This window comes from Bradyrhizobium sp. USDA 241, assembly GCF_049739505.1.
In the GTDB taxonomy this organism is placed as follows: Bacteria; Pseudomonadota; Alphaproteobacteria; order Rhizobiales; family Xanthobacteraceae; genus Bradyrhizobium; species Bradyrhizobium liaoningense.
This window is the reverse complement of the sequence record NZ_JBMGPZ010000005.1, coordinates 4,458,536-4,473,312: the sequence shown is the minus strand read 5'-3', so window position 1 is coordinate 4,473,312 and position 14,777 is coordinate 4,458,536. Positions and strand designations below refer to the sequence as shown.

The 14,777-nt window shown below is 59.4% G+C and carries 12 protein-coding genes and 2 pseudogenes; 13 read left to right on the top strand and 1 reads right to left on the bottom strand.

Annotation, left to right across the window (positions count from 1 at the left end; all coding sequences use genetic code 11):
• Positions 1 to 357, top strand: a pseudogene (locus ABIF91_RS43545) (DDE-type integrase/transposase/recombinase); the annotation flags it as partial.
• A 74-nt stretch (positions 358 to 431) separates the two neighbouring features.
• Here ABIF91_RS43545 and ABIF91_RS43540 read toward each other — a convergent pair.
• Positions 432 to 1,658 (bottom strand): IS256 family transposase, encoded by a 1,227-nt coding sequence (locus tag ABIF91_RS43540; protein ID WP_038960272.1) that lies wholly within the window; start codon positions 1,656 to 1,658, stop codon positions 432 to 434.
• A 61-nt stretch (positions 1,659 to 1,719) separates the two neighbouring features.
• On the opposite strand from ABIF91_RS43540, the pseudogene ABIF91_RS43535 reads away from it, so the two are divergent.
• The 12 genes and pseudogenes from ABIF91_RS43535 to ABIF91_RS43480 form a co-directional block, all read left to right on the top strand.
• A pseudogene (locus tag ABIF91_RS43535) lies at positions 1,720 to 2,151 on the top strand (integrase core domain-containing protein); the annotation flags it as partial.
• A 58-nt stretch (positions 2,152 to 2,209) separates the two neighbouring features.
• Positions 2,210 to 4,468: a hypothetical protein gene (locus ABIF91_RS43530; RefSeq protein ID WP_424579809.1), complete on the top strand. Its 2,259-nt coding sequence runs from the start codon at positions 2,210 to 2,212 to the stop codon at positions 4,466 to 4,468.
• Between the two features lie 378 nt (positions 4,469 to 4,846).
• Positions 4,847 to 6,115, top strand: coding sequence for an IS256 family transposase (locus tag ABIF91_RS43525; RefSeq protein WP_424578651.1), 1,269 nt, complete (start codon positions 4,847 to 4,849; stop codon positions 6,113 to 6,115).
• Positions 6,116 to 6,624: 509 nt separating this feature from the next.
• A complete protein-coding gene (locus ABIF91_RS43520) occupies positions 6,625 to 7,659 on the top strand; it encodes a glycosyltransferase family 2 protein (RefSeq protein WP_063829380.1) in 1,035 nt (344 codons plus the stop codon).
• A 1-nt stretch (position 7,660) separates the two neighbouring features.
• Positions 7,661 to 8,548 (top strand): class I SAM-dependent methyltransferase, encoded by an 888-nt coding sequence (locus tag ABIF91_RS43515; protein ID WP_035718230.1) that lies wholly within the window; start codon positions 7,661 to 7,663, stop codon positions 8,546 to 8,548.
• 11 nt (positions 8,549 to 8,559) lie between these two features.
• Positions 8,560 to 8,982, top strand: coding sequence for a GtrA family protein (locus tag ABIF91_RS43510; RefSeq protein WP_051393945.1), 423 nt, complete (start codon positions 8,560 to 8,562; stop codon positions 8,980 to 8,982).
• Positions 8,983 to 8,998: 16 nt separating this feature from the next.
• Entirely contained in the window at positions 8,999 to 9,955 is a 957-nt protein-coding gene (locus tag ABIF91_RS43505) for an NAD-dependent epimerase/dehydratase family protein (protein WP_028180348.1), read from the top strand.
• Positions 9,952 to 11,247 carry a UDP-glucose dehydrogenase family protein gene (locus ABIF91_RS43500; protein WP_051393944.1) on the top strand — a complete coding sequence of 432 codons (1,296 nt, stop codon included), beginning with the start codon at positions 9,952 to 9,954 and terminating at the stop codon, positions 11,245 to 11,247. Before ABIF91_RS43505 ends, ABIF91_RS43500 begins: the two co-directional genes overlap by 4 nt.
• Positions 11,244 to 12,113: an SDR family NAD(P)-dependent oxidoreductase gene (locus ABIF91_RS43495; RefSeq protein WP_028180347.1), complete on the top strand. Its 870-nt coding sequence runs from the start codon at positions 11,244 to 11,246 to the stop codon at positions 12,111 to 12,113. Before ABIF91_RS43500 ends, ABIF91_RS43495 begins: the two co-directional genes overlap by 4 nt.
• Positions 12,098 to 13,111, top strand: a complete 1,014-nt coding sequence (locus ABIF91_RS43490; protein WP_035718229.1) for a Gfo/Idh/MocA family protein — start codon at positions 12,098 to 12,100, stop codon at positions 13,109 to 13,111. Before ABIF91_RS43495 ends, ABIF91_RS43490 begins: the two co-directional genes overlap by 16 nt.
• A complete protein-coding gene (locus ABIF91_RS43485) occupies positions 13,095 to 14,075 on the top strand; it encodes a galactokinase (protein WP_028180345.1) in 981 nt (326 codons plus the stop codon). Before ABIF91_RS43490 ends, ABIF91_RS43485 begins: the two co-directional genes overlap by 17 nt.
• Entirely contained in the window at positions 14,072 to 14,773 is a 702-nt protein-coding gene (locus ABIF91_RS43480) for a nucleotidyltransferase family protein (protein ID WP_028180344.1), read from the top strand. Before ABIF91_RS43485 ends, ABIF91_RS43480 begins: the two co-directional genes overlap by 4 nt.
• Positions 14,774 to 14,777 lie beyond the last annotated feature (4 nt).

The window sequence follows — 14,777 nt, the reverse complement described above, 5'->3', positions numbered from 1 at the left end:
GCGCGGTGCGTAGGCCGTCCGCACCAAGTCCGTGGCTCCGTGGGCCTCTCGTACCGTTTACTCATGAACCACAAGAAGTTTCGACGTCTGTATCGCGAGGAACGGCTGCAAGTCCGCCGGCGTGGCGGCCGTAAACGGGCGCTCGGCAGCAGGGCGCCAATGGCGATCCCGCAAGGCGCCAACCAGCGCTGGAGTCTCGACTTTCTGTCGGATGCGTTCGCCGATGGCCGACGGTTCCGGATTCTGGCTGTGGTCGACGACTTCACTCGCGAATGCCTGGCGCTCGTCGCCGATACTTCGCTGTCGGGCCTGCGGGTCACACGCGAGCTCGATGTCATCATTGCCTGGCGCGGCCGGCGGGAGTGTCAGAAGTTTTGTGTAAGAGCGTCTCTGTGAGGGGTTTGCGGGGTCAGCGGACTGACCCCATGGGGTCAGTCCGCTGAGCCTGCAAAGCGCTCGCCGAACTGGATGGCAAACTGGCCCATTGCGGCCGTCCATGCAACCGGTCGTCGCCAATGGATGCCGGCATTTCTGATGGCGAGGTAAAGCAGCTTCATCGCCGCCTCGTCGTTGGGGAAGCTGCCGCGTGTTTTGATGATCTTGCGCAGCGAACGGTTCAGCGCCTCGACCGCGTTGGTGGTATAGATCATTTTGCGTATCTCCGGCGCGAAGGCGAAGAACGGAATGACGTGCTCCCACGCCCGGCGCCAGGCCGCCCCGATCGCGGGATAGCGCTTGCCCCACTCGGCTTCGAAGTCCTCGAGCCTGAGCAGAGCGGCGTCGGCATTCTCGGCATGATAGATCGCCTTGATCGAGGGAAGGATCGCCTTGCGATCCTTCCAGGACACGAAGGATAGGCTGTTGCGGATCAAATGCACGATGCAGGTCTGGACCATCGCCTTGGGAAAGACGCTGTTGATCGCCTCGGGAAAGCCCTTCAGACCGTCGACGACGGCGATCAGGATGTCGGCGACGCCGCGGTTCCTCAGATCGTTCATGACCTTGAGCCAGAATTTGGCGCCTTCGGTTTGCTCGATCCAAAGCCCGAGCACGTCTTTCTCGCCCGATGCAGTGATGCCCAGCACGACGTAGACTGCCTTGTTCTTGACCATCCCCTCATCGCGAATCTTGACCCTGAGCGCGTCGAAGAAGACCACCGGATAGATCGCTTCCAGCGGCCGGCTCTGCCATTCGCGGACCTCGTCGAGAATCGCGTCGGTGACCTTGCTGATCAGATCGGGGGACACCTCGGTGCCGTAGAGCTCGGCCAGATGGCCCTGGATCTCCCGTACCGTCATGCCCCGCCCGTAGAGACTGATGATCTTCTCGTCGAAGCCGTCGAAGCGGGTCTGGCCCTTCGCGACGATCACCGGTTCGAACGTGCCGGCGCGGTCGCGCGGCACCTCGATCTCGATCTCGCCGTCGTCCGTCAACAGCGCTTTGCTGCTTGTGCCGTTGCGGCTGTTGCCCGACCCGCGGCCCGCCGGGTCGCCCTTCTCATAGCCAAGGTGGTGGGTCAGCTCCGCACCCAGTGCGCGCTCCAGAAGCGCCTTCTTCAGTCGTCTGAAAAGCCCGTCTTCGCCGGCTAAGTCTTCTGGCTTGAGGCTGCCCCCGGCAAGAAGCTGGTCCAAAATCTCAGGTGAAAAATCCGTAGCCATGTGAGTCTCCTGTCAAAGGTAAACTCACAGAAACCATCTTACACCGAGTTACTGACACCCTCTCATTGCCTGGCGCGGCCGGCCGGCGATGTGCCTGTCCGACAACGGCACTGAGCTGACCGGAATGGCCGTGCTGCGCTTCAGCCAAGAGAGGCAGATCGAGTGGCACTACATCGCGCCCGGCAAACCGACCCAGAATGCCTTCATCGAGAGCTTTAACGCCCGCCTGCGCGATGAACTTCTCAATGAGACGCTGTTCACTTCGCTCGCACAGGCGCGAGCCGTGCTGGCGGCCTGGAAAGACGACTACAACAACGCCCGGCCGCACAGCGCCCTGGGCAACCTCACGCCGACCGAATACGCCAAACGCAACGCTCTTGGGCCGCAACGGGACGGGACGCTGCGCTATGCCGAGGGCTCCGCGCCCCGCCCCGTTGCTTCACCGAGCCCCTTGGGCTCATATTCAACCGGGACTCTTTCCATTGCTGGATGAAGCGAGGGGCTCAGACCAGCCAATCCCTCCCGACAGGTCAGTTCCGGACAGAAGGTTCATGATGCGCCGTTCAGCGCTCAAACAGGTTGGCGTCTATTATATTGTTCGCTATCAGCGATCTGCAAAGCAAGCTTGCTGCTGCACCGACCGAACAGAGAAGCAGCCTGTTTCGTCGGCAAACATTTCGATTCTGCTTTCGGACAGCGAGCCAATGGGCGCATTCTATATTTCGGCCGGCATTCAATTCGCGTCCATTCTCTTTCTTGGATTGCCGATCGCCCTAGCTCTTATCGCGAGCGACCGGTGCAGGTACGCGTCGGGTTGGCTCTTGTTGTCTCCGGCATTAGGGGCAACCGTCTATTTTAGTGCCGGAACCATTCTGCACAGCTTCGGTCTCAAGTCGGCTGCGGTATTCTGGGGCATGTTTGGCTTGGCGGCTATTTGTCTAGTCCTCCTATCTTGTCTTGCAAGACGCCCTCCCTTGCACGTTATGCTCGGTGGCATCGGCCTCTGTTTCGTCGGCGCCGGTTTGGCAATTGCCGTGAACTCGGCCGATCTGCTGGTCGCAGGATTCGATTATTTCCCGCTGACGAATGACGACACATTTTCCTATCTGGGGCTTATCGATCAGTTGAGAAGCATCGGCTGGATTGAGCCCCGGATGTCCTATCCAGCCGGTTTTTCCCCATTGATTGATCACGCTGTCACAGTGCGCGTACCATCCGCTATCTTTGCTGCCGACCTTGGCGATAACCTCGGGTTGAATACTCATTCCGCATTTTTTCTGTCGCTGCGTATCGCTCTACCGATTATTGCATTGGGCGCCACGTCAATCGTGATGCTCGTGACGCGCAGCTTGACTGCCTCGGTGCTCTGTTTCGCGTCCTTGATCTTTGGCAACGTGTTGCTGCACCAGATATTGCAACAGTTCAATTCGAGCACTATGGGCACCGCAATTGCACCCGTAATCATCGCGGCCGCGATCTGGACATTTCGCGCGGAGCGAAGCGAAAACGAAATGATCGCGGGTTACGCGTTGGCCGGGTGGGCCTGCGGGGCGATGGCGACCACCTCAATGGAGGCCCATCCATTCTACCTTGTGGCATTCGGCTCCATCGCAATCGTTCCTATTGTCAGCAGTCAGCGCTGGATGCGGACGTTCAAAGGGGCCGCGGCATTTACCGCATTGTATCTGGTTTCGTCGTTTCCCTTCCTCTTGAACGTATGGCCAGCCCTCATTGGTCAGTTTTTGAACGCTGGCCGTGGGCATCCCGGAGATTGGATTGCCGCATCTGGATTTTTGATGCAGGCGACGGGTGTGACACTGACTGCCGCGGATAAGTTGACGGCCTATCCTCTCATTCCGCGCATCGCCGCGATGGCTGTGCTGGGGGCGGTTTTCATTTCGATCATCGTGCTGGCTTGGAGCGCAAAAAAGACGGACAAAACTGAGGCTGTGATACGGAGCGACCTTCTTGCACTGTTCACCCTTGCCATCCTGGTGGCAATCTTTCAGACAATTTTCTACGTTCGGGGATCAGGTTACAGCCTGCTTAAAATCACGGACTATTTCGTGTTCGTCGGAGCAATTATCGTCAGTGTCGCAGCATTTCAAATCGGGCTGACGAAGAACAAGATCGTCGGCGGCATGCTGGTTTGTCTGATCGGGGCCTATTGCGCCATCGCATTCATCGAGAAAGAAAAGGTCCTGGGGGTCTACCGCGACAGAACCGCCCTCATGCCTTTGCCATCTGCTTATGAACTGGATCCGCATTCTGCACGTGCCACGGTGTATCCCGACCTGAGTGCCGAACCGCTGAACTTGTTTCTGTATCAGAACCGGTATGGGCCAAACAGGATTGCGTTTCGCGCTTCAGAAACGACACGATTCATTCCCACTGGCGGGCTCGATGCAGCCGCGCCGAAACAGGTCGCCAGACTTTTTCGTGTTGGGGCTTTGGGGACGACTATTGCCGACATCACGTATTCGACCAATCCGTCATCGGCGGTGCTGGGAATCGCACCTTTGGAAGGACAAACACACCTTGTCCAACCTGATCCTTATTGGCTTGCGCCGGAAGGAGGCAGCACCGTGGATTTGCTTTGGCGCTGGCTAAGTGTGTCCGGCAAATTTGTGCTCTACGGGCCATTAACTCAAAATCAAAGAACTCTCGAGGTCAATCTGGCTGCTGGGCCGGACCTTCGTCCGGACAATCAGATTGAACTCTACATTTCGGGTCAGCTTCTCCTGACCGTCCGTTCGGGTGAACTGCCGCGCCAAATTACCGTCGACTTGCCGGGCCCTTTCGGGAATTGAGAACGAAGGCGAAATACGGATCGTCGGGCCGGCAGGCGGAATTCATCAGCTGTCAGTTGCGAAATTGCTGAGCTTTCCGCGCTAACGGGCTTGTCGTATGCTCTACAGTCAGGTGAAAAGGGGGGTTCAAGGCACCCAGCGTTGTTAAGGTCTAAGCGATCTTCTCCCGTGGTGTCCGAGGCGTTCCCCTCTTGTCATGCGCAGCCCTCAGTCTATGAGAGGCGCCAACAGTCCAGGACACTTCAAATAATGGCATTGGAATCACGACAAATGACGGCACCGGGAGCTATGCGGGAAACTGGGTGATGACGGAATGAGATAGGCGGCGTATCGAGGCGGGTGTCGAGCCTGCCAGAACCTCAAGGAGAGCGATACGCCATGAACGAGCATAGCAACATTGTCCCACTGCGTCAGCCCGATGAGATCGACGATCCACTGACGAATATTTTGCGATCTGGAGCTCGGCAGCTGCTTGCGCAGGCTGTCGAGATGGAAGCCGAGGCGTTTCTCGCCGCGATGAAGGGCTTGAAGCTTCCCGATGGCCGCGACCGCCTCGTGCGACACGGCCATGGTCCAGTGCGGACGATCCAGACGGGGATCGGCGCCGTCGAAGTCGCCCGGGTAAAGATTCGCGATCGCGCGGTGACCAGCGATGGCGAGCGGATCCGCTTCACCTCGGCGATCCTGCCGTTGTGGGCACGGCGCACGAAGAGCTTGGATGCACTTTTGCCGGTTCTGTACCTGCGAGGCATCTCGACGGGCGACTTCCAGGAGGCGCTGGCGGCGCTCTTGGGCAAGGATGCGCCGAATCTTTCTCCGGCGGTGGTTTCCAGACTGACGACGGAGTGGCAGCTCGAGTACGAGCGTTGGCAGAAGCGCGATCTGTCGGCGCGCCGGTACGTATACGTGTGGGCGGACGGCGTCTTCCTGCAGGCTCGCATGGAAGACCACAGCGAATGCATGCTGGTGCTGATCGGCGCGACGCCGGAAGGCAAGAAGGAACTCATCGGCTTCCAGGTCGGCGTGCGCGAGAGCACGCAGAGCTGGCACGAACTGCTCGTCGAGGCGAAAACCCGAGGGCTGAAGATCGCCCCGGAAATCGCCGTCGGTGACGGCGCGCTCGGCTTCTGGAAGGCGCTCGACGAGGTCTTTCCCGCCACGCGACATCAGCGGTGCTGGGTGCACAAAACCGCGAATATCTTGAACAAAGTCGCAGTGTCGGTACAGGCCAGCATGAAGAAGGACCTGCGCGAGGTCTATTTGGCGTCCAACCGAGCTTCGGCCGAAGTGGCGATCGATGTCTTTGCCGAGAAATACGGAGCGAAGTACGACAAGGCGGTCGAGTGCCTGACGAAAGATCGCGACGCAATGCTTGCGTTCTACGAATTCCCCGCCGAGCATTGGGACCACTTGCGGACGACGAATCCCATCGAAAGCGTGTTCGCGACGGTCCGGCACAGAACGGTGCGCACGAAAGGTTCGTTATCGTCAACGACTGCCAAGTTGATGGTGTTCAAGCTGCTCTGCGCCGCATCAAAGACCTGGCGGCGGCTGAAAGGCACAAATCAGTTGCCGAAGGTCGTCGCAGGTGTCAGATTCGAAAACGGCATCGAGGTCATCCAAGTGCCGGAGAACCACGCCGCCTGATCGCCTCGTCACCCAAAATCCCGCATAGCTCCGGCACCGGAGTCGCACGCCCCGACGAGGCCTCCAGTGTTGGGCTCGCGATCGTCGTCCCGGTCCACAAGGAAGCTGGCAACATCAAGCCGTTCCCGCGGGCACCGAAGCCGTGATGGCCAAAATCGGGGTCAGCTACGAGATCATTAATGGGACAGCAGTCGAGGCCGATATTCCGCTTCGGGCGCCCGATTCCAGGCCGTTGGCGCCCCTCGCTTCGGCTTGAATGCCTTGACGACGTCGCTGGAAGGAAAGTATCCGCTGGCCGAGCGATTTCCGGGAAAGATCATGGAAACAAAGTGATTTGGTGGTCGGGTCCAGATCACTCCTGAATGTCATAGCGCTTCTTTTCGGCGGAAAGCCGTGATTTCGTTCACAATTTGGCTTGCCGGACCCGCGCGACTGGATAGTGTGCGGTCGAAATTGCGCTCTTCAGGGCTAATGAAGCTGTTTTCGGCCGTCAAATTGAAGGATGTCTGATGACAAAGCCGTTGCCGAACCCCGACGCACCCGCGTCCGTGGACCTGTCCGTTGTGGTTCCTGTCTATAGGGAGGCGGGCAACATTAAGCCGTTTCTTGCGCGGACCGAGGCCGTGATGGCCCGGATGGGGGTTAGCTACGAGATCATTTTCTCGCTCGATCCCTCGCCGGATGACACCGAGGCGGTGATCCTGCGCGAAATCGAGCGCAACCCGGCGGTCAAACTGTTGCTGTTCTCGCGTCGTTTTGGTCAGCCGGCGGCGACCATGGCGGGTATCCTGAATTGCACCGGTGACAAATGCGTCGTGATCGACGTCGATTTGCAGGACCAGCCCGAGATGATCGAGCGGCTGCACGCAAAAATGGCCGAAGGCTATGAGGTCGTCTATGCCATGCGGTCGTCGCGTGAGGGCGAGACCCTGATCAAGAAGGCGGTATCGTATTTCGGCTATTCGGTGATCAATCGCATGAGCGATGTGCAAATTCCGAGAAATACGGGCGATTTCCGCATCATGTCGCGCCGGGTGATCGAGGAGTTGCGCAAGCTGTCCGAGACCCACGGTTTTCTGCGCGGCATGGTGGCATTCGTCGGCTTCAAGCAGGCGGCCGTCCTGTATAGCCGGGATGCGCGGCTGACCGGAACTGGGAACTACAACCGGCTGATTGGATCGCTCAAGATCGGCATCAATGGTCTGGTCGGCTTCAGCAGTCGTCCGTTGCAGATGATGTCGATGACAGGGTTTGCCGTCGCCGGGATCAGCTTCCTGCTTGGTTTCTGGTATGTGCTGCAGAAGATTCTCGGTGTGGAACTGACGCCCGGCCTGCCGACCACCGTTCTGGTCGTGTCGTTCTTCTCGGGCGTGCAGTTGCTGGCTCTGGGCCTAGTCGGCGAGTATATCGGCCGCATTTATGATGAAACCAAGCGCCGGCCGATGTATATCCTCGACAAGAAGATCAATTTCTCCGGTACGGACAGGCAGTCGGCCGATACATCCGGGCTTAGCCGTAACGCTCATGTAGGGCCGGTACACTGAGATGAACCAGTTGACCTATCCGCCAGTTGTGCCGGGCGAAGACGCTCCCGTATGGAGCGGCAGTGGCTTCGTGTGCGGGGGACAGACCACCCGCGTGCTGGCCTATGAGGTCGGTGATTCCGGCTGGTCCGACGAACTGACCGAACTGCATGAAAGCGCGACCGAGTCCGGAACGCATTTCATCGACATGGCGTCGCGGCGCCATGCCGTCAATGAGTTGAAGCGCGCTCTCGGGTCGAAGGCTGCATCCATCATGGAAGTGGGGTGTTCGGCCGGCCATCTGCTGGCGGACATGCGCGTCGCACTGCCGAACGCGCGGTTGACCGGCGGGGATTACACGTTGGGTACGCTCGTCAAGCTCGGCGCCAAAATGCCCGACATCCCACTGGTGCGTTTCAATCTCGCCGACAGCCCGCTGCCGTCGGATAGCTATGACGCGATGGTCCTGCTCAATGTGCTCGAGCATATCGAGGATGACGTTGCCGCCGTCCAGCATATTGCGAGAATGCTGAAACCCGATGGCGTTGCAGTGATCGAGGTGCCTGCCGGACCCGAACTGTTCGATGACTACGATCGCGAGCTGAAGCATTTCCGTCGCTACACGCTGCCGGGCTTGTGCAAGCTGATCGAGACCGCAGACCTCCGTGTTGAGCGGCGAAATTATCTGGGGGCGCTGATCTATCCCGCCTTCTATCTGGCCAAGAAGCGTTCGCAGGGCAATCCGAAGCCTGCCGCTGAGCGTGAGGCGCATGTGGCCAAGGCGATCGGCGCCACTTCGCGGATCAATCCGATCGGCCACGCGGTGATGGCGCTGGAAGAATTGATGTCGCGCGCCGTCGAGTTTCCCCGCGGTATCCGTTGCGTCGTGACTGCGCGGAAAGTCCGGTAGTCGCGATGGGGATGATCGCGGAGTTCTGGCGTTTGGTACGGTTTTCGCTGGTCGGCGCGATTGCCACTGCCGTCTATATGCTGACGGCGATGATGGCAGTCGAACGGCTCCATGTCAGCCCGATGATTGGCGCCACGCTCGGCTTCTGCGCTTCGTTCGTGGTTTCGTATATCGGACACTTCCATTTCACGTTCGCCGTTCCCGGCCGCTACCGTGACCACGTGGTGAAATTTGCGGTCAGTTCGATCGCCTCCTTCCTGATCAGTACGGCCGCGATGTGGCTCGCCACCAAGCTGCTCAGGATCGATTATCGGATCGCGCTGATTGCCATCGCGTTCATCATTCCGATCTGCAGTTATCTGGTGAATCGCTTCTGGGTGTTTCTGCACCCTGTCGACGCCGCCTCGTCGAGCCGACCATTGAAGACGATCTGAGGACAGGACGACATTGATGCTATGTTTCGTAACTGGAGCCGCCGGCTTCATTGGCAGTAATCTCGTGGATCGCCTGCTGGCGGCCGGCCACAGTGTCGTCGGCTACGATAACTTCGTCACCGGCCAGCGCCGTTTCGTCGAAGGCGCGCTGAAGTCGTCGAGCTTCAAGCTTGTCGAAGCCGATCTCTTGAATACCGATGAGCTGGGAGCGGCGATCGCTGGCTGCGATATGGTATTTCATCTGGCTGCCAATGCCGATGTCCGGTTCGGCACGCATCATCCGTTCAAGGATATCGAGCAGAATCTGATCGCGACCTACAATTTGCTGGAGGCCATGCGCGCCAACGGCATCAAGAGGATAGCGTTCGCCTCGACCGGCTCGGTCTATGGCGAGGCGACCGTGTTCCCGACGCCGGAGACTGCGCCGTTCCCCGTGCAGACCTCGCTCTACGGCAATTCCAAGGTAGCAGCCGAAGGCCTGATTTCATCCTATTGCGAGGGGTTCGGCTTTCAAGGCTTCATCTTCCGCTTTGTCTCGATTCTCGGCGAGCGCTACACCCACGGCCACGTGTTTGATTTCTATCAGAAGCTGCTGGCGGACCCCTCGAAGCTCGAAGTGCTTGGCAATGGCAAGCAACGCAAATCCTATCTCTACGTTCAGGACTGTATCGACGCGATCATGATTGCGATCGAGCGCGCCACTGATCGCGTCAACATCTTCAATCTCGGCCAGGACGAATATTGCGAAGTCAATCAGTCGATCGGATGGATTTGCGAGCGCCTGCAGCTGAAACCCAGGCTGGAATATACCGGCGGCGAGCGGGGATGGATCGGCGACAATCCGTTTATCTTTCTCGATTGCCGCCGGATCCGTGCGCTGGGCTGGACGCCGAAGCTGTCGATCGAGAAGGGCGTGATGACGACGCTGGAATATCTGATAGCCAATCCCTGGGTGGTCGAGGCGCGGACATGAGGGTTTGCGTCTATGGCCTGTGGCACCTCGGCACGGTGACGGCTGCGTGCCTCGCGTCGCGTGGCATTTCGACGGTGGGTCTTGCTGAGACACCGGCGGCGGCTGCCGAGCTCAACGCCGGCAAGGCGCCGCTGTTCGAGCCCGGCCTCGACGCTTTGCTGGCGCAGGACCTGCAGGATGGCACGCTCAGGTTCACCAATGATGTTGCGGCAGCCGTGTCTTCGGCCGATCTGCTCTGGGTCAATTTCGATACGCCGGTCGATGACAACGACGTCGCCGATGTCGGCTATGTGCTTGACCGGGTGCGCGGCACCTTTCCACATCTGAAAGATGGCGCGGTCGTTCTGATTTCCTCGCAGGTGCCGGTCGGCAGCACGGCGCTGCTGGAGCATGATTTCGCTGCGGTCGCGGCGGGGCGTCTGGTCTCGTTTGCCTATTCTCCTGAAAATCTCCGGCTCGGCGATGCCGTTCGGGTGTTCACGGGGCCCGAGCGCATCGTCATCGGCGTTCGCGGCGATAGTGCGCGCAAGGTGATCGAGCCGGTCCTGAAGCCGTTCTGTCAGACGTTGCTGTGGACCCGCGTCGAATCCGCAGAGATGGTGAAGCACGCACTGAACTCCTATCTAGCCACTTGCGTCACCTTTACCAACGAGATCGCGAGTATTTGCGAGGGCGTTTCTGCCGATATGAGCGAAGTCGAGGCGGCGCTGCGGCTCGATCCCCGCATCGGCAAGAAAGCCTATGTCCGGGCGGGCTCGGCGTTTGGCGGCGGCACGCTGGCACGCGACGTGCAGTTTTTGAAGTCCATCGCCAAGGAGCGCGACGTTCGCGTTCCCGTGCTGGCGGCAGTGCTGGAAAGCAACGACCATCACAAGGGGTGGGTAGTTCGGCATTTGCGTCGGCAACTCGGGGCGCTTGCTGGCAAGAGGGTCGGTGTTCTTGGCCTCGCCTACAAGGCCGGCACTGACGCCATCAGGCGCTCCGTCGCGATTGAAGTGATCGAGGAGCTGATGGCCGAGGGCGTCGATGTAACCGTTTTTGATCCGAAGGTGGCAGCGCTGCCCGAGCCATTTAATTCGGCGGTTACGATCGCCAGTTCGGCCGATGGGGTTTTTGATAGCAGCGAGGCGGTCGTACTGGCCACTGAATGGCCGCAGTTTCGTGGGCTCGACTTCGCGACACTTGTCCCCAGCATGAAACGGGCCATGCTGATCGATCAGAACGCGTTTGTATCAAAGCAATTGGCCAACCTATCCGGGCTGGATTACATCGTGGCGGGTAAGATGCGATGAAACTCAGGGGCCGCTTTGCGCTAATCACCGGCGCCAGCCAGGGGCTGGGAGCCGAGATTGCCCGGCAGTACGTGACAAACGGCGCCAGCGTGTTGCTGTGCGCACGCAGCGCGGACAAGCTTGCGGAGCAGCAGCAGGCGCTCGCGCCGCTGCTTGCTTCCGGCGCGCGCGTCGTGACTGTCGTCGGCGATGTCGGCGAGCCCAACGATGTCGACCGGATATTCGAAAAGCTCCGAGCGGAGTTTCCGCGTCTCGATATTCTGGTCAACAATGCCGGCATCTACGGCCCGATGGGCAATATCGAGGACGTCGACTGGAGCGAGTGGGGCGATGCCATCAGGATCAATCTGCTCGGCCTAGTCTATGTCTCCCGCGCGGCGATGCCGCTATTTCGCGCGCAGCACTATGGCAAGATCATCAACATCTCCGGTGGCGGTGCGGCGAATCCAATGCCGGCGATCACCGCCTATGCAGCATCGAAGGCAGGGGTCGTGCGGTTCACGGAGTCGCTGGCGCTCGAATGCAAGAATGATCGCATCGACGTCAACGCGATCGCTCCTGGCGCGCTGGTCACGCACATGATGGACCAGCTTCTCGAAGCCGGACCGGAGAAGGTCGGGCAGCAATTTTTCGACCGGATGAAAAAGATTGCCGATGAAGGCGGTACGCCGCTTGACGTCGGCGCGGCACTTTGTGTCTTTCTCGGGTCGTCCGAGAGCGACGGCATCACCGGCAAGCTGATCGCCGCGCAATGGGATCGCTGGGAAGACTGGCCCAAACATCTGGATGAGCTTAACGCCAGCGACGTCTACACGTTGCGGCGGATTACTGGTCGCGACCGGAACAAGCAATGGGGCGACCGGTGAGCGGTCAGGCGGGTGTGGCAATCGTCGGCTGCGGGCTGATCGGTCAGAAACGGGCGAAGGCGCTCGGCGGGAGGCGTCTCGTCGTCTGTGCCGACATAGCGCAAGATCGAGCCGATCGGCTGGCAGCTACGGTGCCGGGCTGCAAGGCGGTGACTGACTGGCAGCTGGCGGTCAACGATCCGGCGGTCTCCATCGTCATCATCTCGACATTGCACGATACGCTCGCGGAAATAGCCAAGGGTGCGGTGGCGGCCGGCAAGCACGTCCTGATCGAAAAGCCAGCGGCACGCCGCGCAGCCGAGCTTGCGGGGCTCGCCGAAACCGCTGCCGCCAATGGCAGCCTCGTGCGGGTCGGGTTCAATCATCGCTATCACCGTGCGCTGCAAAAAGCGCATGATCTTGTCACCTCAGGCGCGCTCGGACCGCTGATGTTTCTGCGCGCACGCTACGGCCATGGCGGGCGGGTGGGCTATGATCGCGAATGGCGGTCCGATCCGGCCAAATCGGGCGGCGGCGAGTTGATCGATCAAGGGCCGCATTTGATCGATCTGGCGCGCTGGTTTCTTGGGGATTTTGCCGAGATCGATGGTTTCGCGACGACCTATTTCTGGGATATGCCAGTCGATGATAACGGCTTCCTGCTACTGAAGACGGCGGACAAGAAAGTCGCTTTTCTTCACGCCAGCTGCACCGAATGGAAGAACACCTTCTCGTTCGAAATCTACGGCCGCGACGGTAAGATCGACATCAACGGTCTTGGCGGAAGCTATGGCATCGAGCGGCTGACCTATTACAAGATGCTTCCGGAAATGGGGCCGCCTGAAACGACGACGTGGGAATACCCGATGGCGGATAATTCATGGGATACGGAGTTTGCGGAATTTCTGGAAGATATTCGGCTGAAGCGTCCGCCATCCGCCGGACTACGCGATGCCATCGAGGCGCTGACCATCATCGAAAGAATTTACAGGATGTCCGGATATGATCACCACGCGTAGCCCGCTTCGCATCAGTCTCGGCGGCGGTGGCACCGATCTGCCTTCCTATTACCGCGAGCACGGCGGCTTTCTGATCGCAGGCGCCATCAACAAGTACGTCTACGTCAACGTGATGCGGCCGTTCACGGAAGGAATCTACCTCAAATATTCGCATCTCGAGCACGTCGACGCCATCAATGAAGTCCAGCACCCGATCATCCGCGAAGCGATTCGGATGCTCGGCTTCAAGACGCCGCAGGTCGAAATCACGACGCTTGCTGACATTCCGTCTGGTACGGGGCTCGGGTCATCGGGAAGCTTCACCACGGCGCTGCTGAAAGCGCTCTATGTGCACCGGATGCGCCAGATCGAGCCAAAGGAGCTGGCGGAGCTCGCTTGCGAAATCGAGATCGATCGCCTCGGGGAGCCCATTGGCAAGCAGGATCAGTATATCGCCGCCTGCGGCGGACTGACCTGCTTCACCTTCCATCCGGACGACCGCGTCGATGTAGAGCCGTTGAAGATATCGATGGATACGAAATTCGATCTTGAAGACAACCTGCTGCTTTTCTTCACCGGTTTCTCGCGCAGCGCCGGCTCGATCCTGAAGGACCAGAACACCAAGACCAAGAGCAGCGACAAGGACATGATCGCCAACCTGCATTTCGTCAAGGAGCTTGGACTGAAAAGCAAGACGCTTCTTGAATCTGGTAAGACGACGGAGTTTGGCGCGTTGATGCATGAGCATTGGGAGCACAAGAAGCGCCGATCCGGCGGCATGAGCAATGCCCATATCGATCAGTGGTATGATCTCGGCATGAAGAACGGCGCAGTTGGCGGCAAACTCGTCGGCGCCGGTGGCGGCGGTTTTCTGCTGTTCTATGCCAACGACCGCAACAAGCTGCGCCATGCCATGGCGGCGGTGGGGCTCGAAGAGGTGCGTTTCGCTTTTGACTTCGAGGGAACGAAAGTGCTGTTCTCGTGAAGCTGCCGGTGGCCATCCTTGCGGGAGGTCTGGCAAGTCGATTGCGTCCTATCACCGAGACCATTCCCAAGGCGCTGGTCGAGGTGGCCGGCAAGCCCTTCATCTTGCGTCAACTTGATTATCTACGGGGGCAGGGCATCAGCCGGGTCGTGCTGTGCGTCGGTTTTCTGGGGGAGCAGATCGAGGCGGTGGTCGGTGACGGCTCGGCCAATGGGCTGTCGGTTTCTTATTCACGGGACTGGCCGACGCTGATGGGGACCGGGGGGGCGCTGCGACAGGCCCTTCCGCTTCTGGACTCCCAGTTTTTGGTCCTGTATGGAGATTCTTATCTGCCCATTGATTTTGGCTCCGTCGAGCGGGCGTTCCTGAACAGTGGTAAGCCGGCGCTGATGACAGTGCAGCGCAATGCAGACCAATGGGACAAGAGTAACGTCCTTTTCGTAGACAACGTCGTTGTGGAGTATAACAAACGGGCGCCTACGCCGAGCATGAGGCACATCGACTACGGTCTTGGTGCCATATCAGCCCAGGTGCTAGCGGACGAAAACACGACGGGGCCGTTTGATCTGGCTGACATTTATCACCAGCTGTCGCTGTCGGGACAGCTCGCGGGTTATGAAGTTCACGAGCGGTTTTATGAGATCGGCTCACACAAGGGGCTCGCCGAAGCGGCGGACTATTTCAAGGGGGAAGAATAGTAAT

Coding starts and splice junctions, on each gene's coding strand:
- ABIF91_RS43540 (WP_038960272.1), bottom strand. CDS start 1,658: ATGGCTACGGATTTTTCACCTGAGATTTTGGACCAGCTTCTTGCCGGG.
- ABIF91_RS43530 (WP_424579809.1), top strand. CDS start 2,210: ATGATGCGCCGTTCAGCGCTCAAACAGGTTGGCGTCTATTATATTGTT.
- ABIF91_RS43525 (WP_424578651.1), top strand. CDS start 4,847: ATGAACGAGCATAGCAACATTGTCCCACTGCGTCAGCCCGATGAGATC.
- ABIF91_RS43520 (WP_063829380.1), top strand. CDS start 6,625: ATGACAAAGCCGTTGCCGAACCCCGACGCACCCGCGTCCGTGGACCTG.
- ABIF91_RS43515 (WP_035718230.1), top strand. CDS start 7,661: ATGAACCAGTTGACCTATCCGCCAGTTGTGCCGGGCGAAGACGCTCCC.
- ABIF91_RS43510 (WP_051393945.1), top strand. CDS start 8,560: ATGATCGCGGAGTTCTGGCGTTTGGTACGGTTTTCGCTGGTCGGCGCG.
- ABIF91_RS43505 (WP_028180348.1), top strand. CDS start 8,999: ATGCTATGTTTCGTAACTGGAGCCGCCGGCTTCATTGGCAGTAATCTC.
- ABIF91_RS43500 (WP_051393944.1), top strand. CDS start 9,952: ATGAGGGTTTGCGTCTATGGCCTGTGGCACCTCGGCACGGTGACGGCT.
- ABIF91_RS43495 (WP_028180347.1), top strand. CDS start 11,244: ATGAAACTCAGGGGCCGCTTTGCGCTAATCACCGGCGCCAGCCAGGGG.
- ABIF91_RS43490 (WP_035718229.1), top strand. CDS start 12,098: ATGGGGCGACCGGTGAGCGGTCAGGCGGGTGTGGCAATCGTCGGCTGC.
- ABIF91_RS43485 (WP_028180345.1), top strand. CDS start 13,095: ATGATCACCACGCGTAGCCCGCTTCGCATCAGTCTCGGCGGCGGTGGC.